Source organism: Streptomyces sp. NPDC000229 (assembly GCF_040300825.1).
GTDB lineage: Bacteria > Actinomycetota > Actinomycetes > Streptomycetales > Streptomycetaceae > Streptomyces.
This window is the reverse complement of the sequence record NZ_JBEPEL010000039.1, coordinates 1-22,553: the sequence shown is the minus strand read 5'-3', so window position 1 is coordinate 22,553 and position 22,553 is coordinate 1. Positions and strand designations below refer to the sequence as shown.

19 protein-coding genes and 2 pseudogenes are annotated in these 22,553 nt (G+C 70.9%); 17 read left to right on the top strand and 4 right to left on the bottom strand.

Going from position 1 to position 22,553, the window contains the following annotated elements; genetic code table 11:
- Positions 1-21: 21 nt before the first annotated feature.
- The gene (gene gabT / locus ABT360_RS19890) at positions 22-1,356 is read right to left on the bottom strand and encodes a 4-aminobutyrate--2-oxoglutarate transaminase (RefSeq protein WP_351817824.1); all 1,335 of its coding nucleotides are present in this window, start codon (positions 1,354-1,356) and stop codon (positions 22-24) included.
- Positions 1,357-1,602: 246 nt separating this feature from the next.
- Positions 1,603-1,824 (bottom strand): hypothetical protein, encoded by a 222-nt coding sequence (locus ABT360_RS19885; RefSeq protein ID WP_351817821.1) that lies wholly within the window; start codon positions 1,822-1,824, stop codon positions 1,603-1,605.
- 283 nt (positions 1,825-2,107) lie between these two features.
- On the opposite strand from ABT360_RS19885, the gene ABT360_RS19880 reads away from it, so the two are divergent.
- From ABT360_RS19880 to ABT360_RS19855, 6 genes are all read left to right on the top strand, one after another.
- Positions 2,108-4,309 carry an ATP/GTP-binding protein gene (locus tag ABT360_RS19880; protein WP_351817819.1) on the top strand — a complete coding sequence of 734 codons (2,202 nt, stop codon included), beginning with the start codon at positions 2,108-2,110 and terminating at the stop codon, positions 4,307-4,309.
- Between the two features lie 97 nt (positions 4,310-4,406).
- Complete coding sequence (locus ABT360_RS19875) at positions 4,407-5,969, top strand: PucR family transcriptional regulator (protein WP_351817817.1); 1,563 nt, start codon at positions 4,407-4,409, stop codon at positions 5,967-5,969.
- Positions 5,970-6,180: 211 nt separating this feature from the next.
- The gene (locus ABT360_RS19870; protein ID WP_351817814.1) at positions 6,181-7,140 is read left to right on the top strand and encodes an EamA family transporter; all 960 of its coding nucleotides are present in this window, start codon (positions 6,181-6,183) and stop codon (positions 7,138-7,140) included.
- 109 nt (positions 7,141-7,249) lie between these two features.
- Entirely contained in the window at positions 7,250-8,692 is a 1,443-nt protein-coding gene (locus tag ABT360_RS19865) for an aldehyde dehydrogenase family protein (RefSeq protein ID WP_351817811.1), read from the top strand.
- 258 nt (positions 8,693-8,950) lie between these two features.
- Complete coding sequence (locus ABT360_RS19860; RefSeq protein ID WP_351817808.1) at positions 8,951-9,127, top strand: hypothetical protein; 177 nt, start codon at positions 8,951-8,953, stop codon at positions 9,125-9,127.
- A 76-nt stretch (positions 9,128-9,203) separates the two neighbouring features.
- Positions 9,204-9,614 (top strand): hypothetical protein, encoded by a 411-nt coding sequence (locus ABT360_RS19855; RefSeq protein ID WP_351817805.1) that lies wholly within the window; start codon positions 9,204-9,206, stop codon positions 9,612-9,614.
- A 322-nt stretch (positions 9,615-9,936) separates the two neighbouring features.
- Here ABT360_RS19855 and ABT360_RS19850 read toward each other — a convergent pair whose 3' ends face one another.
- Complete coding sequence (locus tag ABT360_RS19850; RefSeq protein ID WP_351817803.1) at positions 9,937-10,533, bottom strand: hypothetical protein; 597 nt, start codon at positions 10,531-10,533, stop codon at positions 9,937-9,939.
- Positions 10,534-10,721: 188 nt separating this feature from the next.
- Here ABT360_RS19850 and ABT360_RS19845 point away from each other — a divergent pair.
- From ABT360_RS19845 to ABT360_RS19835, 3 genes and pseudogenes are all read left to right on the top strand, one after another.
- Positions 10,722-11,558, top strand: a pseudogene (locus tag ABT360_RS19845) (major capsid protein); the annotation flags it as partial.
- Between the two features lie 221 nt (positions 11,559-11,779).
- Positions 11,780-12,067, top strand: a pseudogene (locus ABT360_RS19840) (major capsid protein); the annotation flags it as partial.
- A gap of 124 nt (positions 12,068-12,191) precedes the next feature.
- Positions 12,192-12,755, top strand: coding sequence for a glycosyltransferase (locus ABT360_RS19835; RefSeq protein WP_351817932.1), 564 nt, complete (start codon positions 12,192-12,194; stop codon positions 12,753-12,755).
- Between the two features lie 64 nt (positions 12,756-12,819).
- Here the strand turns inward: ABT360_RS19835 and ABT360_RS19830 are convergent, their stop codons facing one another.
- Positions 12,820-13,467, bottom strand: coding sequence for a hypothetical protein (locus ABT360_RS19830; protein WP_351817800.1), 648 nt, complete (start codon positions 13,465-13,467; stop codon positions 12,820-12,822).
- Between the two features lie 1,068 nt (positions 13,468-14,535).
- Here ABT360_RS19830 and ABT360_RS19825 point away from each other — a divergent pair.
- The 8 genes from ABT360_RS19825 to ABT360_RS19790 all read left to right on the top strand — a co-directional run.
- The gene (locus ABT360_RS19825) at positions 14,536-15,117 is read left to right on the top strand and encodes a hypothetical protein (protein ID WP_351817797.1); all 582 of its coding nucleotides are present in this window, start codon (positions 14,536-14,538) and stop codon (positions 15,115-15,117) included.
- Positions 15,114-15,440 carry a hypothetical protein gene (locus ABT360_RS19820; RefSeq protein ID WP_351817795.1) on the top strand — a complete coding sequence of 109 codons (327 nt, stop codon included), beginning with the start codon at positions 15,114-15,116 and terminating at the stop codon, positions 15,438-15,440. The genes ABT360_RS19825 and ABT360_RS19820 overlap by 4 nt, the downstream gene beginning before the upstream one ends.
- Before the next feature lie 278 nt (positions 15,441-15,718).
- Complete coding sequence (locus tag ABT360_RS19815) at positions 15,719-16,063, top strand: hypothetical protein (RefSeq protein ID WP_351817792.1); 345 nt, start codon at positions 15,719-15,721, stop codon at positions 16,061-16,063.
- Positions 16,064-16,296: 233 nt separating this feature from the next.
- Positions 16,297-18,234 (top strand): acyl-CoA dehydrogenase family protein, encoded by a 1,938-nt coding sequence (locus ABT360_RS19810; RefSeq protein WP_351817789.1) that lies wholly within the window; start codon positions 16,297-16,299, stop codon positions 18,232-18,234.
- Between the two features lie 54 nt (positions 18,235-18,288).
- Positions 18,289-19,518, top strand: a complete 1,230-nt coding sequence (gene aroA, locus ABT360_RS19805; RefSeq protein ID WP_351817786.1) for a 3-phosphoshikimate 1-carboxyvinyltransferase — start codon at positions 18,289-18,291, stop codon at positions 19,516-19,518.
- Between the two features lie 46 nt (positions 19,519-19,564).
- Positions 19,565-20,815: a 1-deoxy-D-xylulose-5-phosphate reductoisomerase gene (gene dxr, locus ABT360_RS19800; protein ID WP_351817783.1), complete on the top strand. Its 1,251-nt coding sequence runs from the start codon at positions 19,565-19,567 to the stop codon at positions 20,813-20,815.
- Complete coding sequence (locus tag ABT360_RS19795; protein ID WP_351817780.1) at positions 20,812-22,113, top strand: M50 family metallopeptidase; 1,302 nt, start codon at positions 20,812-20,814, stop codon at positions 22,111-22,113. Before dxr ends, ABT360_RS19795 begins: the two co-directional genes overlap by 4 nt.
- A 138-nt stretch (positions 22,114-22,251) precedes the next feature.
- On the top strand, positions 22,252-22,553 hold a 302-nt coding region (locus tag ABT360_RS19790; RefSeq protein ID WP_351817777.1), incomplete at its 3' end, for a flavodoxin-dependent (E)-4-hydroxy-3-methylbut-2-enyl-diphosphate synthase.

The following is a 22,553-nucleotide window of genomic DNA, read 5'->3' as shown; positions in this document are numbered from 1 at the left end:
TTCACAACCGGTCGCTGTGCGTCACACGCCCGCGAACGCGTTCTCGATGATGTCGAGGCCCTCGTTCAGCAGGTCCTCGCCGATGACCAGCGGCGGCAGGAAGCGCAGCACGTTGCCGTAGGTGCCACAGGTCAGGACCAGCAGGCCCTCGGCGTGGCAGGCCTTGGCGAGCGCGCCGGCGGCCTCCGGGTTCGGCTCCTTGGTCGCCGGGTCCTTCACCAGCTCGATCGCGACCATGGCGCCGCGGCCACGGATGTCGCCGATGATCTCGTACTTCTCCTGCATGGCGGCGAGGCGGCCCTTCATGACCTCCTCGATGCGCTTGGCCTTGCCGTTGAGGTCGAGCTCCTTCATCGTCTCGATGGCGCCGAGCGCACCGGCGCAGGCCACCGGGTTGCCGCCGTAGGTGCCGCCGAGGCCGCCGCCGTGCACGGAGTCCATGATCTCGGCGCGGCCGGTGACGGCGGCGAGCGGCAGACCGCCCGCGATGCCCTTGGCGGTGGTGATCAGGTCCGGGACGACACCCTCGTCCTCGCACGCGAACCACTGGCCGGTGCGGCAGAAGCCGGACTGGATCTCGTCCGCGACGAAGACGATGCCGTTGTCGTTGGCGAACTTCACGATCGCCGGCAGGAAGCCCTTGGCCGGCTCGATGAAGCCGCCCTCGCCCAGCACCGGCTCGATGATGATCGCGGCGACGTTCTCGGCGCCGATCTGCTTGGTGATCTGGTCGATCGCCTGCGCGGCGGCCTCGGGGCCGCAGTTCTCGGCGCCGGTCGGCCAGCGGTAGCCGTACGCCACCGGCACGCGGTAGACCTCGGGCGCGAACGGGCCGAAGCCGTGCTTGTACGGCATGTTCTTGGCGGTCAGCGCCATCGTGAGGTTCGTACGGCCGTGGTAGCCGTGGTCGAAGACGACGACGGCCTGGCGCTTGGTGTACGAGCGGGCGATCTTGACCGCGTTCTCGACGGCCTCGGCACCGCTGTTGAACAGCGCGGACTTCTTGGCGTGGTCGCCCGGCGTCAGCTCGGCGAGCGCCTCACAGACCTCGACGTAGCCCTCGTACGGCGTGACCATGAAACAGGTGTGCGTGAACTGCTCCAGCTGGGCGCTCGCCCGGCGCACGACGGCCTCGGCGGAGGCGCCCACGGACGTCACGGCGATACCGGAACCGAAGTCGATCAGGCGGTTGCCGTCGACGTCCTCGATGATGCCGCCACCGGCGCGGGTCGTGAAGACCGGCAGCACGGAGCCCACGCCACCCGCGACCGCGGACAGACGACGGGCCTGAAGCTCCTGCGACTTCGGGCCGGGAATGGCGGTGACGACGCGGCGCTCCTGCGGGATATCGGTCATGCGGGGCTCCTGGGGTGGGGTCTTTCGGACGCTACTTCTCTTTCTTCCGCAGGCTAGGCGTGGGGGAGGGGGGTCGGCATGCTCCGTTCGGGAGTGTTCGGCGGTGTCTCCTTGTCCGGGACGGACATAGAGCACTCCAGCAGCGCAGGGCCACCCGTGCGCCCTCCAGCCGCCGATGGCATGCATCCGATCCCCACGCACTGCTGTGAACCGTTGCGGCGCGGGGCAGCTGAGGGCGGCCGACCCCTACGATCGCGGCCTGCGGCTCAGTCGGTACACGCCGTAGCTGATGCCGAGGATGATGTCCACGGCTGCCCAAAGGGCGATGATCAGGCCGACCCCGATCGCCGTTCCGACGTCTCCTGCGTCCTGGCAGAGCCTCAGCGCGTCACCGGTCAGTCCTTCACAGGAGTCGTCGTCACTACTGGCCGCGCCAGTGATGATCCAGATCAGGAACAGCACCTGCACGGTCAGGAAGATCCAAAGGAAGACCCGGGGCCGACGCCTCTTGCGGGCGGCGTCCGCGCTGTGCGGCTCACCTTGGGGGCGCGGCTCCCACTGGGGGGAAGTAGTCATGGCGGACCCCTCGCTCGAAACGCGAGGTAGGCAACTTTCGCTACAAACAGTACGCCTGCTCCCGTCTGGCGCGGCTGCCCGGGACGGGTCGCGACGGCGCAACGGCGTGGCCCACGCACTAGATTGACGGGTGCACAGGCAGGCGGCGACCCGGCTGGTCAGGGGGCAGGGGTTCATGGACACCGACGGTACGTACGAGGCACGGCGCAGCCACGTCGGGAAGCCACCCGTACCGCCCCCGCCGCGGCATGCTCCGGCGCCGGCGGGGGGCGGCACCGTGCAGTGGCTGCGGACGCCCCGGCCGGCGGCCGAGCCGGGGGTGTGGCGGTTCGGGCACCGGCCGCGCCCGGAGGAGGAGCCGGAGACGGTGCCCGCGCGGCGGCTGTTCGCCGGCGCGCTGATCGCCCTGCTCAGCGGCTGGCTCCTGTGGTCGCTGCTGTGGAACGGGTACCTGGGCTCCTACTGGGTCTGGCCGCTCGACGTGTTCACGCCCGCCTCCTGGCGGGGGGGCGTGGCACAGGTCTTCGCCTCGTACACCTACTACGGCCTCTGCCTGGGCCTGCTCGCGGTCGGCATGGGCCGCGTCGGCGGCTGGGGTGAGATCTGGCAGCGGTACGGCGTACCGCTGTGGCCACTGTTCATCCTGCTCCCGAGCGTGTGGCGGGAGATGCCGCGCACCGTCTGGTGGCTGGAGTGGACCTCGAACCTCTACTACGTCTGCCTGGCGGTCGCCGTCGTCGCGGTGGTCGGAAGGATCGGCACCTGGCCGGTGTTCTCGCGCCGGCGGGCCGGCCCGACGCCCGCACGGGCCGAGCCGCAGGAGGACCCCGTCGACTGGCCCGACCTGCGGGACGCCGGGCTGGCCGAGGCCGCCCGGAAGCTCGCCGAGGCCACCCGGTCCGGGGCGCTGCGCGATGTGGACTACGCCCGCATCCGGCGCGCCTGGCAGGGCGTACGGACCCACCCCGACCGGCTCGCCGCGTTCGCCGACGCCGTGCGCGCCCACGGGCCCGCCGCGTGCGCGCACCCCTCGGGCGTGCGCGACCTGCCCGTCCGCACCGCCGCGCACGACCTCGCCACCTCCCAGGTCCGGATCGGCACCGCCGCCGACCACCCCCGCAACCCGTACGCCCGGCGGACCACCGGGGTCGCCCTGGAGCCCGCCGTGCTCGGCACCTCGCTGCTGGCCGTCGGGCCGGCCGGGTCGGGCAAGACGGTCCGGCTGGTCCGCCCGGTCGTGGAGTCCCTGTGCCTCCAGGCCCTCGCCAACCGCGCCGCCGTCGTCGCCGTCACCGCCCACGGCACCGCCCTCGCCCCCGACCAGGCCTTCGACGTGGTCGTTTCCGTGGGCCGCCCCGACTCCACGCACGACCTCGACCTGTACGGCGGCGCCGACGACCCCGACGAGGCCGCCCGGATGCTCGCCGAGGCCCTCGTCGGCGACCTCGTCCCCGACAGCCGCCGCGCCGCCACCGCGCTGGCCCAGCTCATCGGCCCCTACCGGGCCGCGCACGGCCACTTCCCCGCCGTACCGGAGCTGCGCGAGCTGCTCGGCGGGGCGCCCGAGGCGCTGGCCGAGCTGCGCGCGGCCGTGGCGGGCGACCCGGCGCAGCTGCGGGAGCTGGACGCCCGGCAGCGGCAGGCCGAGCGGGGCGACGACGTCGGGGTGCTGCTGGCGGAGCGGGTCGCCTTCCTCGACCGGCCCGCGTTCGCCCGGTTCTTCCGTACCGACACCGAAGGGCGACGTTTCTCGCTGCGCGCCATCGAGCACCCGCTGCGCGTCCGCGTCGACCTGCCCGAGCGCGGGCACGCCGAGGCGTCCCGGATCGTGGCGCGGCTGCTGCTGGCCCAGTTCACCGAGGCGGCGCTGGGCCGGGCGGACCGGTCCCTGTTCGCCTGTCTGGTCCTGGACGACGCCACGTACACGGTCACCGCCGACTCCGTACGGGCCATCCAGCGGCTGCGCTCGGCTCACGCAGGTGTCGTCCTGGCGCTGCGCACCCTGGAGGACGTGCCGGAGGCGCTGCGCGGACCGCTGCTCGGCGCGGTGGGGTGCAGGATGGCGTTCGCCGGCATCGCGTCCTGGGACGGCGGGCGGTTCGCCGAGACATGGGGCACCGAGTGGGTGCAGACCAGGGACGTGACCAACCGGCAGATCGTCTCCGACGAGCCGCTGACCAAGGCGCTGCACTTCCTCCGCCGCCTGGTCACCGGCAAGGCGGCGACCACCGAGGCGGTGACGGTACGGGAGGTCGAGCGGCAGCGCTGGTCCGCCTCCGACCTCGCCCACGCCGTGCCGCCCGGGCATGCCGTACTGTCCCTGACGGGCGTCCGAGGGGAACATGTCCCTCCGCTTCTGGTCGACCTGCGGACCTGATGTGACATGACAACCTGGCAGAATTGAAGAGAGTCGTTCATACGGGACGGCGAAAAACCCTCCGTGCTCCCCTCCCGAAAGTCCGACGGTCATCGCCATGCCGCTCACGCTCGCCTCGCTCGTCCAGCACTCGGCGCTGAAGCTCACCGTCCGCGCCGGGGAGGACCGCCTCGACATGCCCGTCCGCTGGGCGCACGTCAGCGAGCTCGCCGACCCCGTCCCGTACATGGAGGGCGGCGAGCTGCTCATGGTCACCGCCATGAAGCTGGACGCCGAGAACCCCGAGGCCATGCGCCGCTACGTCAAGCGGCTGTCCGAGGCCGGGGTCGTGGGACTCGGCTTCGCCGTCGGCGTCAACTACGACGAGATCCCGCAGGCGCTCGTGGACGCCGCCCGCGACGAGGACCTGCCGCTGCTGGAGGTGCCGCGCCGCACTCCGTTCCTCGCCATCTCCAAGGCGGTGTCCGCCGCGATCGCGGCGGACCAGTACCGGGCGGTGACGGCCGGGTTCGAGGCCCAGCGGGAGATGACCCGTGCGGCCCTCGCCGAGGGCCCTGCCGCCGTCGTGGCACGGCTGGCCACCCACGTCGACGGCTGGGCGGCCCTGTACGACGCGTCCGGCGCCGTGCTGGCCGCCGCTCCCGAGTGGGCGGCGCGCAGGGCCGCCCGGCTCACCCCCGACGTGCAGCGGCTCCGGGAGCGGTCGGCGCCCGCGAGCGCGGTGGTCGGCGGCACCGACGACCGGGTGGAGCTCCAGTCGCTGGGCAGCGGGCGGCGGGTGCGCGGTGCGCTGGCGGTCGGCACGGGCGCGCCGCTCGGCACGGCGGAACGTTACGCCGTCCACTCGGCCATCGCCCTGCTGACGCTCACCACCGAGCGGTCGCGCTCGCTCCAGGCGGCCGAGCAGCGGCTCGGCGCGGCGGTGCTGCGCATGATGCTGTCCGGGCAGCCGGACCACGCCAGGGCGGTGGCGGGCGACCTGTACGGCGGGCTGCTCGACGCCCCGTTCCGGCTGCTGATCGCGGAGCCGGCGACCGCGGAGCGGGATCCGGCCGCGGAGGCGCCGCTGCCCGTGCTCGCCGAGTCCCTGGAGGCGGCGGCGGCGCGTACCGGCGAGGCCGTGCTGACGGTGCCGGAGGGTGACGAGCGGCTGGTGGTGCTGGCCGGAGACAACGGCGCGGTGACCGCTGCCTGTGAGGCGTACGCCGAGAAGGAGGCCGAGGAGGCCGGGGTCGTCATCGGTCTGTCGGCCCCGACCGGCCCCATCGCGGCCGCCGCCGCGTACAAGCAGGCCGAGCAGGCCCTGTCGGTGGCCCGCCGGCGCGGCCGGGCCCTGGTCGAGCACGAGGAGCTGGCGGCCGGCTCCGTCCTGCCGCTCCTCGCCGACGACGCCGTACGCGCCTTCGCCGACGGCATGCTCCGCGCCCTGTACGAGCACGACGCGACCGGCCGCGGCGACCTGGTCGCCTCCCTGCGCGCCTGGCTCTCCCGCCACGGACAGTGGGACGCGGCGGCCGCGGATCTGGGCGTCCACCGCCACACCCTGCGGTACCGGATGCGCCGCGTCGAGGAGATCCTGGGCCGCTCACTGGACGACCCGGACGTCCGGATGGAGCTCTGGCTGGCCCTGAAGGCCACGGGCGGCGCCCCGTCGTCCTGACCGGTGACCTGTCCACGCTTGCCGCCCTGTGCGCCACGGGTGGCGGAGGCGCGACCTTCCCGGGCCGCGGGCCCGCGGTGGGTGCCGTACGACGGCGGCACCCCCGCCGCTGCGGGTGCCATGTCGAAAACCGTCGGCAATCACTCCCGTGCTGCCCGGATCCGGGCAAATTTCTTGATGTTCCACCCGGAAGATCCATAGTCTCCGGAGCATGACAAGCCGCGCCGCAGACTCGGCCCCCGCGACCTCCACCCCCGCCGGCCGCCCCGGAGGACGACCCGCCCGCCGTATCACCGGCGCCGTATGGGCCGCGCTGGCGATCGTGTACGTGGTGTGGGGCTCGACCTACCTCGGCATCCGTGTCGTCGTCGAGACCATGCCGCCCTTCCTCTCCGCCGGCGTCAGATTCGTCGTCGCCGGCGTCCTCCTCGCCGCCCTGCTGGCCTGGCGGAAGGGGATCGGCGTCCTGAAGGTGAGCCGCCCGCAGCTCGCCTCCGCCGCCGTCGTCGGGCTGCTCCTGCTCCTCGGCGGCAACGGGCTCGTCGTCCTCGCCGAGACCTCCATCCCCTCCGGGCTCACCGCCCTGCTCATCGCGGTCGTCCCGGCATGGGTCGTCCTGCTGCGCACCGCCTTCGGCGAGCGGCCCGGCCCCGGCGCGTACACCGGAGTCCTGCTCGGCCTCGCCGGGCTCGCCGTGCTCACCCTCCCCGGCCTCAGCGGCGACGTCCGGATCGGCGGCGTGCTCACCGTGATCGTCGCGTCCCTCCTGTGGTCGACCGGGTCGTTCTCCGCCTCCCGCATACCGATGCCCGCCAACCCCTTCACGGCGAGCGCCTACGAGATGATCGCCGGCGGCCTCGGCTGCCTGCTCATCGGACTCGTCCGCGGTGAACAGCGCGGCCTGGACGTCGCCGCCTTCTCCACCCGCTCCTGGACCGCCTTCGCCTACCTCGTCCTCTTCGGCTCGCTGATCGGCTTCACCGCGTACGCCTGGCTCCTCCAGGCCGCGCCGCTCTCCCTCGTCGCGACCTACGCCTACGTCAACCCCGTCGTCGCCGTCGCCCTCGGCGCGCTGATCCTCGACGAGGCCCTGACCTGGCCGATCGCCCTGGGCGGCGCCGTCGTCGTGGCCGGAGTGTGGCTCATCGTCAGTACGGAACGGCGCAACTGAGGCCGGGCACTACTCCATCCCGGACAAGCGACCGCGTGCCTTCCCGGCCCTACCGTGTGAGCAGAGGAACCCCCCACCCCGCACAGCTTCGAAAGGGCCGGATCCACTCATGACTGCCACCGCCTTCTGGCTCGCCGGCCGCCAGGCCACCGGCGAGACCACCTTCGACGTCACCTCCCCCTGGGACGGCCGCACCGTCGGTCAGGTGTCCGTGCCCACCGAGGCCCAGGTCGAAGAGGCCGTGGCCGCCGCCCACGCGGTCGTCGACGAGTTCGCCGCCACCCCGGCCCACGTCCGCGCCGCCGCCCTCGACCACGTGTCGAAGCGGCTCGCCGAGCGCACCGAGGAGATCGCCCAGCTGATCTCCGCCGAGAACGGCAAGCCCATCAAGTGGGCCCGTGGCGAGGTCGGCCGTGCCGTCTCCGTCTTCCGCTTCGCCGCCGAGGAGGCCCGCCGCTTCAACGGCGGCGAGGCCCAGCGCCTCGACACCGACGCCGGCGGCACCGGCCGCCTCGGCCTGACCCGCCGCTTCCCCAAGGGCGTCGTCCTCGGCATCGCGCCGTTCAACTTCCCGCTCAACCTGTGCGCCCACAAGGTCGCCCCGGCCATCGCCGTCGGCGCCCCCATCATCCTCAAGCCCGCCCCGGCCACCCCGCTCTCCGGCCTCATCCTGGGCGAGCTGCTCGCCGAGACCGACCTCCCGGCCGGCTCCTGGTCGATCCTCCCGGTCACCAACGACCGCATGCCCGCCCTGGTCAAGGACGAGCGCCTGCCGGTCATCTCCTTCACCGGCTCCGACAAGGTCGGCTACGCCATCCAGGAGTCCGTGCCGCACAAGCACTGCACCCTGGAGCTGGGCGGCAACGCCGCCGCCGTCGTCCTCGGCGACTGGTCCTCGGAGGAGGACCTGGACTGGGCGGCGACCCGCATCGCCACCTTCTCCAACTACCAGGGCGGCCAGTCCTGCATCTCCGTGCAGCGCGTGATCGCCGACGCCTCCGTCTACGACCGCCTGGTCGCCAAGGTCACCGCCGCCGTCGAGGCGCAGGGCACCGGCGACCCGTCCGACGACACCACCGACGTCGGCCCGCTGGTCAGCGAGGACGCCGCCAAGCGCGTCGAGTCCTGGGTCGACGAGGCCGTGGCGGCCGGCGCGAAGCTGCTCACGGGCGGCAAGCGCGACGGTGCCACCTACGCCCCGACCGTGCTGGAGAACCTGCCCGCCGACACCACCCTCGCCTGCGAGGAGGTCTTCGGCCCGGTCCTCACCCTCCACAAGGTCGACGGCGAGGCCGAGGCGTTCGCCAAGGTCAACGACTCCAAGTTCGGCCTTCAGGCGGGCGTGTTCACCCACGACCTCCAGACCGCCTTCCGCGCCCACCGCGCCCTCGAGGTCGGCGGCGTGATCATCGGCGACGTCCCGTCCTACCGCGCCGACCAGATGCCGTACGGCGGCGCCAAGCAGTCCGGCGTCGGCCGCGAGGGCGTCCGGTACGCGATGGACGACTACACCTACGAGCGCGTGCTGGTCCTCACGGGCCTGGCCCTGTAACAGCGCGTCACTCGTACGGCCCAGACCGGCGGCCGGAGCCCACTGTGCGGGGGCTCCGGCCGCCTTCCTTTATCTCGGTGCTGACCTGCCAACGCAGCACTCGCCGTGGCAGCCGCACGTGTGCGCCGCCTACACCCGCAGCCCGTCCCTGCTGACCGCGACGAACCAGCGCCTGGAGCCGATCAGGTTCGACCGGGTGCGGGTCGCGTTCGCCAACGACGTCGCCGACATCCCACTCGCCAGGAAGCGGAGGCACCCATGGACGAGAACGAGCGGACCACCGGCCCGCTGGTCCCGCGCGCCTGGTCCACGCCCGGCGACACGGCCCTGGCGTTCGAGAACACCGAGACCGGCGACGGCAGGATGTTCCGGACCGGGGCGCTGTACTGGAGCGACCCCGGCCCGGGCCCCTCCAGCACGCCGATGAGATGCTGATGGGCCACCAGGGTGCCGACTCGCGGGCGCCATCCAGACGATCAGGCGCGAAGGTGACTGGATCACCGGCACCGGCGTGTTCTACCCGGGTCGGCCCGCCGGCGCCGACGCCCTCATGCTGCTGGAAGAGGGCGCACCTCTCGGCGTCAGTGTCGACCTGGATGACGTCAGCGTGGAGTTCGTGAACCGCCGCCCCGCCGAGGACGACGAGGTTGTACTGCTCGCCTTCCTGCCCGCCGCGTCGCTGTTGCGCCTCGACGACGGCTCGTGGTCACTGACCGCCACCGAGACCACCGCGTGGACCGCGTCCGGTGCGGCGCTCTCACGCACCGGGACGGCCGTGCAGCTCATCACCGGCAAGGACGGCGCCGTGACGGCCGCAGCCGTCCGCGCCGCCCTCGGCCGTACCGGCACGCTCACCGCGGCCGCCGACGACCCCGACGACGAGGCACCGTCGTGCACCGCGAGTCGTTCGGCGACCTACTGATGCGCGTCACCCGGGCTCGGCTGCGCGGCGCGACCCTCGTGGCCATGCCCGCCTACGACCGACCCGCATCGTGCTGGACACCCAGCCCGAGCCCGCCCCGGCCGAAGACGACGAGGAAGAGTGGTGGCCGCCAGCGGCCCGAGCCCCGCGCACATGCGGGTCGTGAACAATGTGAAGGGTGCGCCCGTCGCGGTGGGTGCCCGCGAGGTTACCTGCGCACTTGGGATGAAGATGGTGACCGCACGGGGCCACCTGGCCTGGGTAGCAAAGGCCGGGCGGATCCCCTCCTCTGCTACCGCCGACTCGCCTGATGCGATGACGTTTATTGCTCGATGCCGCCACATGCAGGTGCTCTGTTGATCTGCGGCGGAGCCGACACATCGAGGAACCCGCGCCAGGGGCCCGGCGGGTCCGGATCGCCCTTGCGCAGGCTGTACTTGGAGTTGGAACGCGCCCACCATTCGCCGTTGCGGTCGAGGAAGCCAAGGTCGTTGAGCTTCCAAAACAGGTTGTTAATCTCCTTGAGAGGCTTGCCCCAAAAATTAGTCGGAACGTCTGAGTCAGGCGGTACTCGGATATCTGCCGATGAAAACACCAGCTCACTACAAGGAGCGATATTGCTCCACGACAACGAAAAAACACCCCACGGCTTGCCGAGGTCTCGAAGTCCGCCGCCCAAGTAGATCGATACGGTAAACTCCATAAACGCGACCGGGTCGGGGGATGTGTTGAGAATGTGGATCATGGTGAGTCGATCAGGACCCGGTTCCGTCCAGTAGGTAATCCGCGACGCGTGGTCCTTCTCATCACGCTCAGCCGCTTTGCGTGACTGTTCAAGCTGGTCCCTCGCGACTTGTGCCTGATAATAGGTTGAGCAGCCGGTGAAGATTAGGGTGCCGATAGCAATCGTGGCGCCCACCGTTTTACCCCAGGTCGTCCAGTTGCCTCCGCGCCGCCACCGCTGGAACCCGGTCCACCGGCGACGCCACCGATACCCGCGCCACCAGTCAACGAACTGCTGCCCTCTTCCCATGGCTGCTCGCTCCCGGGATCGGCTGCGGGTGCTTCTCCATAGGTACCTCCCGGAGCCGGTGATCGCATCTGGCCATGTGGAGTCAGCTCGCGTCCGTACCACAGGGGCAGCTCCGGCCATGGCTTCGAGCCCCGGAGATAGACATCTGCAGCGGGCATCGGTCAGAACAGCGGCACAAGGTCCATGCCGCCAGCGTCTTCCGCCTCAGCGGGTACGAGTTCCAGCTGGGGCGGGGTCGGCAGACCCACGATGGCCAGCGTCGGGAGCAGGGCACCAGGGTGTTGTTTCACCCTCATCTACTACCGCCGATGCTGCGGGGCGGGAGCCGCTCTTCCGGCCATGGCCCTGACGTCTGGCTATGTTGGTCGACAGCGTCTGATGGTTATGGGCCTGGACACTCGGAGACCGATCACAGGAGTGCCCCGCTATGGCTGACTTCGAGATTCCCGAGGACATCAAGGCCCCTCACCGATGACGAACTCGCTGAGGCGCTGGCGGGCGCCCTCGAGGCGTTCGACGCCAAGTCCCGGTCGACGACCGTCACCACCAAGGATCTTGAGTCCCTTCGGTCCCTCGCGACCGTCGTGGACTCGATCCGTACCGAGCAGGCCGCCCGCCGCGAGGCCGCCGAACAGGCCGCCGCCGGGATCGACGCCCTCGCCGCCCAGGTGCGCGGCGGTGACTCCGAACCTGTCGAGGAGACCGCTGCTGCGGAGGCGGAGCCTCAGCCCGATCCGGCCCCGAAGGCGACGGCTAGCGCCTCCGTGGTTCAGCGACCGGCGCTTGACCTGTCCAGCGTCCGCCGTCGGCAGCCTCGAGTCCTCCCCGAGCCGCTGGCCCCGGGTACGACCATCACCGCGGCGGTCGACGTCCCCGGCTACACCCCGGGCCAGACCTTGGACTTCGACGGCATCACCGCGGGCATCATCTCCCGCGCCAACGCGTTCAAGACGGCGGGGGAGGGGTGGGGCAGGTCATCTCCTACCGGCACCCGTACCCGCAGGAGCTCATCGTCACCGACTCCAGCTCGGCGCCGGAGGGCACGGCCGTCGCCATCACGGCGGCGAGCCAACGGTGACTGCCCAAGGGCGACCTGGTCGCTTCAGGCGGCTGGTGCGCGCCGTCCGAGACGGTGTACGACCTGGGCGACGTGGCGTGTCCGGACATGCTGTGGGACGCACCGGAGATCCAACTCGCCCGCGGCGCGCTGCGCTACTACCGCACGCCCTCCCTGGACGTCGGCGCGATGACGTGGGTCCACACCGAGGCCGACGACATCAGCGGTGCCACCAAGCCGTGCTTCCAGATTCCCTGCCCGGCGCCGACCGAGGTGAGGTGCGACGCGGTCGGCGTCTGCCTGGAGGCTGGCATCCTCACCCAGCGCCACTTCCCGGAGCTCGTGAGCTGGTACTTGAGGAACTCGATGGTGGCGCACGAGATCCGGTTGCGGCAGGTGCTCTTCCAGAAGGTACTGGCCGCCGGACAGCGGTCACGATGGCGCCCTCGATGGGGCCCTCTCCGCGGTCTACGAGGCCGAGTGGGTGATGAAGTCGCTGGCGGCGCGCTACCCGCGGCTCGACCAGGCCGACGCGCTGGTGGTCCACCCTCCAGCGATCCCAGAGGAGCACCGTGTGCCGAGGCCCGGCACCCACGTCACGCTCGTGAACCTCAGCCGCGACAAGGGCGTCGACACCTGGCGCGGGGCAGCCGCCATGCTCGGGGGCTTGCCGTTCCTCGGGGTAACGGGCGCACACGGCCAGCAGGTGACCTGCCCAGTACGCGGGAACATCCGGGTCATCCCCCAGACCTCCGACATGCGGCGGGATGTGTGGGGGATGACGCGGATCCTGACCGCGCCCAGCATCTACGAGTCGTACGGCATGGCAGCTATGGAGGCCCTGGCCTCCGGCATCCCCGTCATCGCCCACCCCACCGCCGGCTCCGCAAATCCCTGGGGCCCGCCGGCACCTTCGTGGACCGCGGCGACGTGCGGGCCTGGTCAGCCGCGATCCGAGCCCTGTACCGCGACGGCCCCGCCCGGGTCCGGATGGTGGATGCGGCGCGCGCTCGCAGCGCCTTCCTCGCGGACCAGTCCTGCCGGGAGCTGAAGTTTTGGGTGAAGGCCATGGTGACCGCCGTGAGTGGCCCCCGGAATGCGCCGGGACCGGGGCTCTACTGGACGTCGTCCGGCTCCGACGCCGACGCCGACGGCTGAGCCTGGCCGCCACCGTCGCTGGCGGACTGAGCGCCGGTCTCCTCCTGGTCCTCCGCCTGCTCGTCCTCCGGGGCCCCCTTCGCCGGGGGGTGCACGTCGTTGTGCAGGCGGGTCACAAGTCTCCTGAGCCCACCCGGCTCCGGATCGGGGGACCGCAGGAGGTAAGTACGCAGGCCCTCATCAGCGACGATTAGGGCCCTCGCTCGTTCCTTTGCCCACCTTCTTCGTGCGTCGTCCGTCGGGCCGTCAGACATCCTCTGCGCCGCTTCCAGCAGATCGCTGTACACGCCCCGCTTGTGCATCTGCCAGGCAGCGTTACGTGCAATCGACGGGACCAGGACCTCTTTGTGTCTCTCTGCTTCGGTCCGCATTTTGAGGTGTTCGGTCTCCGCTTCGACTTGCCTCTGAAGTGCGCGTTCGCTCGCAGCGATCTGCTTGTCGAGTGCGCGTTCGTTCGCAGCAACCTGCCTGTCGAGTGCGCGTTCGTTCGCAGCAATCTGCCTGTCGACAGTGCGCCTCCCATTGAAAAAGAGGAGCACCGCGCCCAAGGCCGTGCCCGCGAATCCCAGAATGTTCCCAATGAGGAGAACCGTCTCCCGGGTCAATAGCCAGCCCTCCTCCGGTTGAGTGGGTGTCAGCCCGCATGGGTCCTGAGCCAGCCTGGGCTCCCTCTCGGCCTCTCGCATCCGGGATGCAGCCGTACGGCGGAGCGGTAAGAACCCGCGCGGCGAGCTGGTGACGTCGCCGCTGGTTGTGGGCCGGCCGACCAACACGCCGGACTGTTGGAGGCCCACCGATGCCCTGCCCCTTGATCGCAAACGCCGACGTCATTCGCGTCACACGAGTCGATGGCTGTGGCCGCCCCGTCGCCAGCGGCGGAGGCCGCCGCGCGGGAGGTCCGGGCGCTCCAGCCCGCATTCGAGCTGCTGCGCAATACGGTGCAGGACGCCTTCTTCAGCCAGCTTGAAGGGCAGATCATCGAGACGGCCAACGCTCTGAACGGGCCGCTGAGCGAGGGCCTGTCAGGTATCGCTGCCCAGTGGGGGCAGGACTTCAACTCCGCTCTGGGGGTACATCCGCGGCGCCCAGGGCGTCAGCAACATCACGTCGGTCCTCACGGCCACCAAGTCGGTGGTCTCGGGCCTGGGGGAGACCACCAACAAGCTCACGGCTGGCCTCTTGCAGTTGGCGGGGGTAGTCGCGAAGCGGTTCGGCGCGGAACTGGCTGGCGGTATCTCGAACTTGGGCCAGCGGCCTGGCACCTTCTTGCAGGAGGCCGCGCAGTCCGGTCGGGCGCTGGTGTGGGTGGACCAGGGCGCTGAACACGTTCGCGCAGCTCGGCGACATCCTCGGCACGTCGGACGTATCCTGTCCGGCGTCTTCAACGCGGCGAACGTCTCTGGCGGGGGGTTCCTCGCCAACCTTTAGGCGATCACTCGGAGTTTCGCCGAGTTTGTGAACTCGGCGAGTGGCCAGGAGGCGATCTCCGGCATCTCCGCGCCCTGGCGACCGTCGCGGCCCAGCTCGGGCCAATCCTGGCCGCCCTGGTCACCCAGCTCGGCGCCATCGCTCCAGCAGTCGCGCCCGTCTTCACGGCCTTCGGCCCGGCCATCGTCGGACTGATCAACTCGGTCGGTCCCGCCCTGGCTGCGATCGCACCCAGCCTGACCACAGTGGCTGAGGCCCTGTCGGGCGCCTTCGCCGCCATCGGTCCCGCCCTGGGGCCGGTCGGCGCCGCGGTCGCTTCCGTGGTCACCGCCTTGGCGCCTCTACTGCCCCTTGCAGGTCAGGTAATAGCGACCATCGTGACCGGACTGGCACCTGTCCTGCAAAACCTGGCGGCCTTGTTCGCCCCGATCGTGTCCGCCCTGGCCGACGCCCTGCTGCCGGTGCTGCCGCCCATCGCCGCCGCGTTCACGCAGCTCGTCACCGCTGTAGCGCCACTCGCGGCCGGGATCGGCCAGGGGCTGGCCGGCATCTTCGCCGCCCTGGCGCCGCTGCTTGCCTCGCTGGCCGGTGTACTGGGGCAGGCCATGACCGCCATCGTCCCAGTGGCCGCCGCCCTGACGGAGGCCGTGCTGCCGGTTCCTGCCGCAGCTCGCCGTGGCCTTGTCCGCCGTCGTTCAGGCCCTCCTGCCACTCCTGCCGCCCCTCGCCGAGCTGATCGTTGCTCTCGCGCCCGTCGCGGTTCTCGCCGCGCAGATCGTCGGCTGGCTCGTGCAAGTCGCCGCCGGGGTTCGCTTCCTGGACCGTGATCAACGTGGTCGTTCCGATCATCCAGGACGTGGTCACCGTGTTCACCGGGCTGGTGAACGGCCTGACAACGGCGGTGAACTTCATCGTCGGACTTCCCGGCATGATCGTCTCGGCGCTGTCTACGCTCGGGTCGACCATCGCCGAGTTCTTCTCCGGGCTGTTCACGCAGCTCAGCTCCGCCCTGGCGACCGGCTTCCAGAAACGTGGTCGACTGGTTCATGCAGCTCCCAGGGAGAGACGGGGGAGGGATGTGGCGGGGGCAGCCCTCACGCCGGCCCCTGACGCGACGATCTCCGTGGCCCTGTCTGGCCGCGAATACTGACGACCCGGAGGCACGGTGGCTATCGGCTATCGGCTGTGGGCGGCACGCGGCGGCGATCTATGACCGGGACGGGGCGCTCGTATCACGCGTGGAGCAGCTGCTGGAGGTGGAGTGGACGCGGTCCTGGACGACACGTCGACCGCCCGAGTCCTCGTCCAGCCTGACGGGGATTGCTGCGCGTCCCTGGGACGGGTGCGGTCGTGGCGGCACACGCGTCCAGTGTGGGAAGGGCCGATCCTCGCTCCGGAGTGGACGGCGGAAGGCATGGGGTCTTCGCCGTGGATGTCCTGGGCTGGCTGGACCGGCGCGTACCGCACCGCACGCTGCCGCACGAGAACCGGGATCTGGTCGACATCGCCGCCTGGCTGATCGAGGACGGGTTCGAGCCGGACGACCCAGGCCACATCGTGCAGATTCTCGGACCCACCCGGGTGCTGGGCGACCAGAAGGACGTCGGCCAGACCGGCGACCATCTCCGCGACCTGGCCGCTACTGGCCTGGACTACACGGCGGTGGGCTCCCGCATCATCCCCATGCCCGAGGACCACTGTGGTCGGGTCGGGTCGCTCACCGCCCGGGTGCGGGTTCTCAGCCGCTCCCGGGACCGTGATCCCACCCCGTGATCCCATGGGATCACGCGGTTGGATGCGGGCGGATGAGGGGATTTGCGGGAGGATTCGCCGGGCGAATCCGCTGGTCAGGGAAGAGTCGCAGGTCAGGGGCGGTTTAAGAAACGCACTGTGCGGGGGCTCCGGCCGCCTTTTCGTACGCGCCGTAATCGGGTAATACGGTCGGGTAGCACCGGTCGGTAGGACCACCGGCCGGCCGCCCCCGAACGCGGCGAGGTGAGCCCACCATGTCCGGCCCCCACCACAAGCCCAAAGTCTCCGAGCGCGAAGCCCGCCAGGTCGCCGAGGCCGCCCGCGAACAGGACTGGCGCAAGCCCAGTTTCGCCAAGGAGCTGTTCCTGGGCCGCTTCCGGCTCGACCTGATCCACCCGCACCCCATGCCCGCCACCGAACAGGCCCAGCGGGGCGAGGAGTTCCTCGCCAAACTGCGCGACTTCTGCGAGACGAAGATCGACGGCGCCCTGATCGAGCGCGAGGCCCGCATCCCCGACGCCGTGATCGACGGCCTCAAGGAGATCGGCGCCCTCGGGATGAAGATCGACACCAAGTACGGCGGCCTCGGCCTCACCCAGGTGTACTACAACAAGGCCCTGGCCTTGGTCGGCTCCGTCAGCCCCGCCGTCGGCGCCCTGCTCTCCGCCCACCAGTCGATCGGCCTACCGCAGCCGCTCAAACAGTTCGGCACGCCCGAGCAGAAGGAGACCTACCTCCCGCGTCTGGCCCGTACCGACATCTCCGCGTTCCTCCTGACCGAGCCCGACGTCGGCTCCGACCCCGCCCGCCTGGCGACCACCGCCGTACCCGACGGCGACGAGTACGTCATCGACGGCGTCAAGCTGTGGACCACCAACGGCGTCGTCGCCGACCTGATGGTCGTCATGGCCCGCGTACCGAAGTCCGAGGGCCACAAGGGCGGCATCACCGCCTTCATCGTCGAGGCCGGCTCGGACGGCGTCACCGTCGAGAACCGCAACGCCTTCATGGGCCTGCGCGGCCTGGAGAACGGCGTCACCCGCTTCCACCAGGTCCGCGTCCCCGCAGCGAACCGCATCGGCCCCGAGGGCGCCGGGCTGAAGATCGCGCTCACCACCCTCAACACCGGGCGGCTGTCCCTGCCCGCCATGTGCGTGGGCGCGGGTAAATGGTGCCTGAAGATCGCCCGCGAATGGTCCTCCGTACGCGAACAGTGGGGCAAGCCGGTCGCCCACCACGAGGCCGTCGGCGCGAAGATCTCCTTCATCGCCGCCACCACCTTCGCCCTCGAAGCCGTCGTCGACCTCTCCAGCCAGATGGCCGACGAGGACCGCAACGACATCCGTATCGAAGCCGCCCTCGCCAAGCTCTACGGCTCCGAAATGGCCTGGCTCATCGCCGACGAGCTCGTCCAGATCCGCGGCGGCCGCGGCTACGAGACCGCCGAGTCCCTCGCCGCCCGCGGCGAGCGGGCCGTCCCCGCCGAACAGCTCCTGCGCGACCTGCGCATCAACCGCATCTTCGAGGGCTCCACCGAGATCATGCACCTGCTGATCGCCCGCGAGGCCGTCGACGCCCACCTCGCCGTCGCCGGCGACATCATCGACCCCGACAAGACACTCGGGGACAAGGCGAAGGCAGGCGCCCAGGCCGGTGTCTTCTACGCCCGCTGGCTGCCCAAACTCGTAGCCGGCCCCGGCCAGTTGCCTCGCGCGTACGGGGACTTCCACCCCGCCGGCCACACCGACCTGTCCACCCACCTCCGCTACGTCGAGCGCACCTCCCGCAAGCTCGCTCGCTCCACCTTCTACGCCATGTCCCGCTGGCAGGGCCGTATGGAGACCAAGCAGGGCTTCCTCGGCCGGATCGTCGACATCGGCGCCGAACTCTTCGCGATGAGCGCCGCCTGTGTACGGGCGGAGCTGCTGCGCTCCACCGGCGACCACGGCCGCGAGGCGTACCAGCTCGCCGACGCCTTCTGCCGTCAGTCCCGCATCCGCGTCGAGGAGCTGTTCGGCCGGCTCTGGACCAACACCGACGACCTCGACCGCAAGGTCGTCAAGGGCGTCCTGTCCGGCACGTACACCTGGCTGGAGGAGGGCGTCCTCGACCCCAGCGGCGACGCCCCCTGGATCGCCGACGCCACCCCCGGCCCCTCCACCCGCGAGAACGTCCACCGCCCCATCCGCTGACCAGTACCTGAGACGCACGGCGCCCGTCCCGCCCCGAACGGCAGGATGGGCGCCGTGACCGTCATCGACATCCCCGGCTCCAAGTCCGTCACCGCCCGCGCCCTCTTCCTCGCCGCCGCGGCCGACGGCACCACCACGCTCGTCCGCCCGCTCGTCTCCGACGACACCGAAGGGTTCGCCGAGGGCCTCGTCGCCCTCGGGTACGAGGTCGAGCGCGAGCCCGGCGCGTGGCGCGTCCAGGGCCGCCCCGCCGGACCCGCCGCCCCCGCCGCCGACGTCTACTGCCGTGACGGCGCCACCACCGCCCGGTTCCTGCCCGCGCTCGCCGCCGCCGGGCACGGCGACTTCCGGTTCGACGCCTCCGAGCAGATGCGCCGCCGCCCGCTCGGCCCGCTCACCGAAGCGCTGCGCGCCCTGGGCGTCGACCTGCGCCACGAGGCGGCCGAGGGCCACCACCCGCTGCGGATCGCCGCCTCCGGCATCAAGGGCGGCGCACTCACCCTGGACGCCGGCCAGTCGTCCCAGTACCTCACCGCCCTGCTGATGCTCGGCCCGCTCACCGCCGAGGGCCTCACGATCACCGTCACGGACCTGGTCTCGGAGCCGTACGTCGAGATCACCCTGGCGATGATGCGCTCCTTCGGTGCCGAGCCCGTCCGCGAGGGCAACGTCTTCACCGTCCCCCCGACCGGCTACCGCGCCACCACGTACGCCGTCGAGCCCGACGCCTCCACCTCCAGCTACTTCTTCGCCGCCGCCGCGCTCACCGGCCGTGCGGTCACCGTCGAGGGCCTCGGCACCGGTGCTCTCCAGGGCGACCTCGGCTTCGTCGACGTCCTGCGCCGCATGGGAGCCGACGTCCGGATCACCGCCGACAGCACCACCGTGCGTGGCACCGGTCGCCTCAGCGGCCTCACCGTCAACATGCGGGACATCTCCGACACCATGCCCACCCTCGCCGCCCTGGCGCCGTACGCGGACGGCCCGGTCCGCATCGAGGACGTCGCCAACACCCGGGTCAAGGAGTGCGACCGGCTGGAGGCGTGCGCCGAGAACCTCCGGCGCCTCGGCATCACGGTCACCACCGGGCCCGACTGGATCGAGATCCACCCCGGCACCCCGCGCCCCGCCGAGATCACCACGCACGGCGACCACCGCATCGTGATGTCGTTCGCCGTCACCGGCCTCTGCACCCCCGGGATCTCCTTCGACGACCCCGGCTGCGTACGCAAGACCTTCCCGGACTTCCACGCCCATTGGGAGAAGTTCACATCCCCGGCTTAGGGGATGCCGGGTCCGGGCACGGCACGGATGCGGCAAGAATGGGGGCATGAGCGACAGCCCAGCCCCCCTCGCAGACCCGCACATCGCCTTCGATCCGTCCGAAGGCCGCCGGGACATCGTCGTCCTCGGCTCCACCGGGTCCATCGGCACCCAGGCCATCGACCTGGTGCTGCGCAACCCCGACCGCTTCCGCGTCACCGCCCTGTCCGCCGCCGGCGGCCGGGCCGGGCTCCTGGCCGAGCAGGCGCGCCGGCTGCGGGTGCGCACGGTGGCCGTGGCGCGCGAGGAGGCGGTGCCCGCGCTGCGGGAGGCACTGGAGGAGCAGTACGGGACCGAGCCGCTGCCCGAGATCCTCGCCGGACCGGACGCCGCCACCCAGGTCGCGGCCTCCGACTGCCACACCGTGCTCAACGGCATCACCGGCTCCATCGGCCTCGCGCCGACCCTCGCCGCCCTCGAAGCGGGCCGCACCCTCGCCCTCGCCAACAAGGAGTCGCTGATCGTCGGCGGCCCGCTGGTGAGGGCCGTCGCCAAGCCGGGCCAGATCATCCCGGTCGACTCCGAGCACGCCGCGCTCTTCCAGGCGCTGGCCGCCGGCACCCGCGCCGACGTCCGCAAACTGGTCGTCACCGCTTCCGGCGGCCCCTTCCGCGGACGTACGAGGGAGGAACTGGCCCACGTCACCCGCGAGGACGCCCTGGCGCACCCCACCTGGGCCATGGGCCCGGTGATCACGGTCAACAGCGCGACGCTCGTCAACAAGGGCCTGGAAGTCATCGAGGCGCACCTGCTCTACGACATTCCCTTCGACCGCATTGAGGTGGTCGTCCACCCGCAGTCGTATGTTCACTCGATGGTTGAGTTCACCGACGGGTCCACCCTCGCCCAGGCCACCCCGCCCGACATGCGCGGGCCGATCGCCATCGGCATCGGCTGGCCCGAGCGCGTCCCGGACGCGGCCCCGGCCTTCGACTGGTCCACGGCGTCCACCTGGGAGTTCTTCCCGCTCGACACCGAGGCCTTCCCGTCCGTCGGCCTCGCCCGGCACGTCGGCGAGCTGGGCGGCACGGCCCCGGCCGTGTTCAATGCCGCGAACGAGGAGTGCGTCGAGGCGTTCCTCGCCGGGCGGCTGCCCTTCAACGGCATCATGGACACCGTCACGGCGGTCGTGACCGAACACGGCACGCCCGCCCAGGGAACCTCCCTCACCATGCCGGACGTCCTGGAGGCGGAGACCTGGGCCCGCGCCCGGGCCCGGGAACTGACGGCGAAGGCAACCGCGGAGGCTCGCGCATGACCATCTTGTTGACGATCCTCGGCATCGGGCTCTTCGCTGTCGGCCTGCTCTTCTCCATCGCCTGGCACGAACTCGGCCACCTGTCCACGGCCAAGCTCTTCGGCATCCGCGTGCCCCAGTACATGGTCGGCTTCGGCCCCACCATCTGGTCGCGGAAGAAGGGCGAGACGGAGTACGGCATCAAGGCCATCCCGGCCGGCGGCTACATCCGCATGATCGGCATGTTCCCGCCCGGCGACGACGGCCGCATAGAGGCCCGCTCCACGTCCCCGTTCCGCGGCATGATCGAGGACGCCCGCTCGGCGGCGTACGAGGAGCTCCAGCCGGGCGACGAGACGCGGCTGTTCTACACGCGCAAGCCGTGGAAACGCGTCATCGTGATGTTCGCCGGCCCGTTCATGAACCTGATCCTGGCCGTCGCGATCTTCCTCGGCGTCGCGATGACGTTCGGGTTCGCGACCCAGACGACCGAGGTCGCCGGCGTACAGAAGTGCGTCATCGAGCAGAGCGACAAGCGCGACACGTGCGCCAAGGGCGACCCGGTGTCTCCCGCCCACGCCGCCGGGCTCAGGACGGGCGACAAGATCGTCGCCTTCGACGGCAGGCCCGTCGACGACTGGGCGACGCTCTCCGAGCGCATCCGCGACACCATCGGTCCCGCCGACCTCACGGTCGTCCGCGACGGCAAGGAACTGACCCTCCACCCCACGCTGATCAAGAACGAAGTCGTCCAGAAGGACGAGGACGGCGAGGTCGTCGAGGGCAAGTACGTACCGGCCGGCTACCTGGGCTTCGCCGCCAAGACGGAGATCCTGCCGCTCAGTTTCGGCCAGTCCGTGAACCGCATGGGCGACATGATCGAGAACGGCGTGGAGTCCATCGTCGCCCTCCCGTCCAAGGTCCCCGACCTGTGGAACGCGGCCTTCAGCGACGGCGAACGCAAGGCGGACTCCCCGGTGGGCGTCGTCGGTGCCGCCCGGATCAGCGGCGAGGTGATGAACCTCGACATCCCCACCCAGAACATCATCGCGACGTTCCTGACCCTCCTGGCCGGCTTCAACCTCTCCCTCTTCCTGTTCAACATGCTGCCCCTGCTGCCCCTCGACGGCGGGCACATCGCGGGCGCGCTGTGGGAGTCCGTACGCCGGAACGTGGCGAAGGTCTTCCGGCGCCCCGACCCGGGACCGTTCGACGTGGCCAAGCTGATGCCGGTCGCCTATGTGGTGGCGGGAATCTTCATCTGCTTCACCCTGCTCGTGCTCGTCGCGGACATCGTCAACCCGGTGAAAATCTCGTAGACACACGGCGTACGTACGCGTGAACGACAGTGGCCGGACACCCCGCGGTGTCCGGCCGCGTCATGGGAGGGCTGTAATCTCGAAGCTGGAGCCCGCCGATCTCGGGACCTCGATCCACACCTTGGGGTTGCACAGCAGATGACCGCGATTTCTCTCGGTATCCCGTCCGTTCCGACCAAGCTGGCCGACCGCCGCGTCAGCCGCAAGATCCAGGTCGGCTCGGTGGCCGTCGGTGGTGACGCGCCCGTGTCGGTGCAGTCGATGACCACCACGAGGACGTCGGACATCGGTGCCACGCTCCAGCAGATCGCCGAGCTGACCGCGTCCGGCTGCCAGATCGTGCGGGTGGCGTGTCCGACGCAGGACGACGCGGACGCGCTGGCCACCATCGCGAAGAAGTCGCAGATCCCGGTCATCGCGGACATTCACTTCCAGCCGAA

Bases quoted from the DNA above. Each gene is read 5' to 3' on its own strand.
- ABT360_RS19860 (WP_351817808.1), top strand. From the start codon at position 8,951: ATGGACGAGAACGAGCGGACCACCGGCCCGCTGGTCCCGCGCGCCTGG.
- dxr (WP_351817783.1), top strand. From the start codon at position 19,565: ATGAGCGACAGCCCAGCCCCCCTCGCAGACCCGCACATCGCCTTCGAT.
- gabT (WP_351817824.1), bottom strand. From the start codon at position 1,356: ATGACCGATATCCCGCAGGAGCGCCGCGTCGTCACCGCCATTCCCGGC.
- ABT360_RS19865 (WP_351817811.1), top strand. From the start codon at position 7,250: ATGACTGCCACCGCCTTCTGGCTCGCCGGCCGCCAGGCCACCGGCGAG.
- ABT360_RS19880 (WP_351817819.1), top strand. From the start codon at position 2,108: ATGGACACCGACGGTACGTACGAGGCACGGCGCAGCCACGTCGGGAAG.
- ABT360_RS19875 (WP_351817817.1), top strand. From the start codon at position 4,407: ATGCCGCTCACGCTCGCCTCGCTCGTCCAGCACTCGGCGCTGAAGCTC.
- ABT360_RS19810 (WP_351817789.1), top strand. From the start codon at position 16,297: ATGTCCGGCCCCCACCACAAGCCCAAAGTCTCCGAGCGCGAAGCCCGC.
- ABT360_RS19835 (WP_351817932.1), top strand. From the start codon at position 12,192: ATGAAGTCGCTGGCGGCGCGCTACCCGCGGCTCGACCAGGCCGACGCG.
- ABT360_RS19795 (WP_351817780.1), top strand. From the start codon at position 20,812: ATGACCATCTTGTTGACGATCCTCGGCATCGGGCTCTTCGCTGTCGGC.
- ABT360_RS19870 (WP_351817814.1), top strand. From the start codon at position 6,181: ATGACAAGCCGCGCCGCAGACTCGGCCCCCGCGACCTCCACCCCCGCC.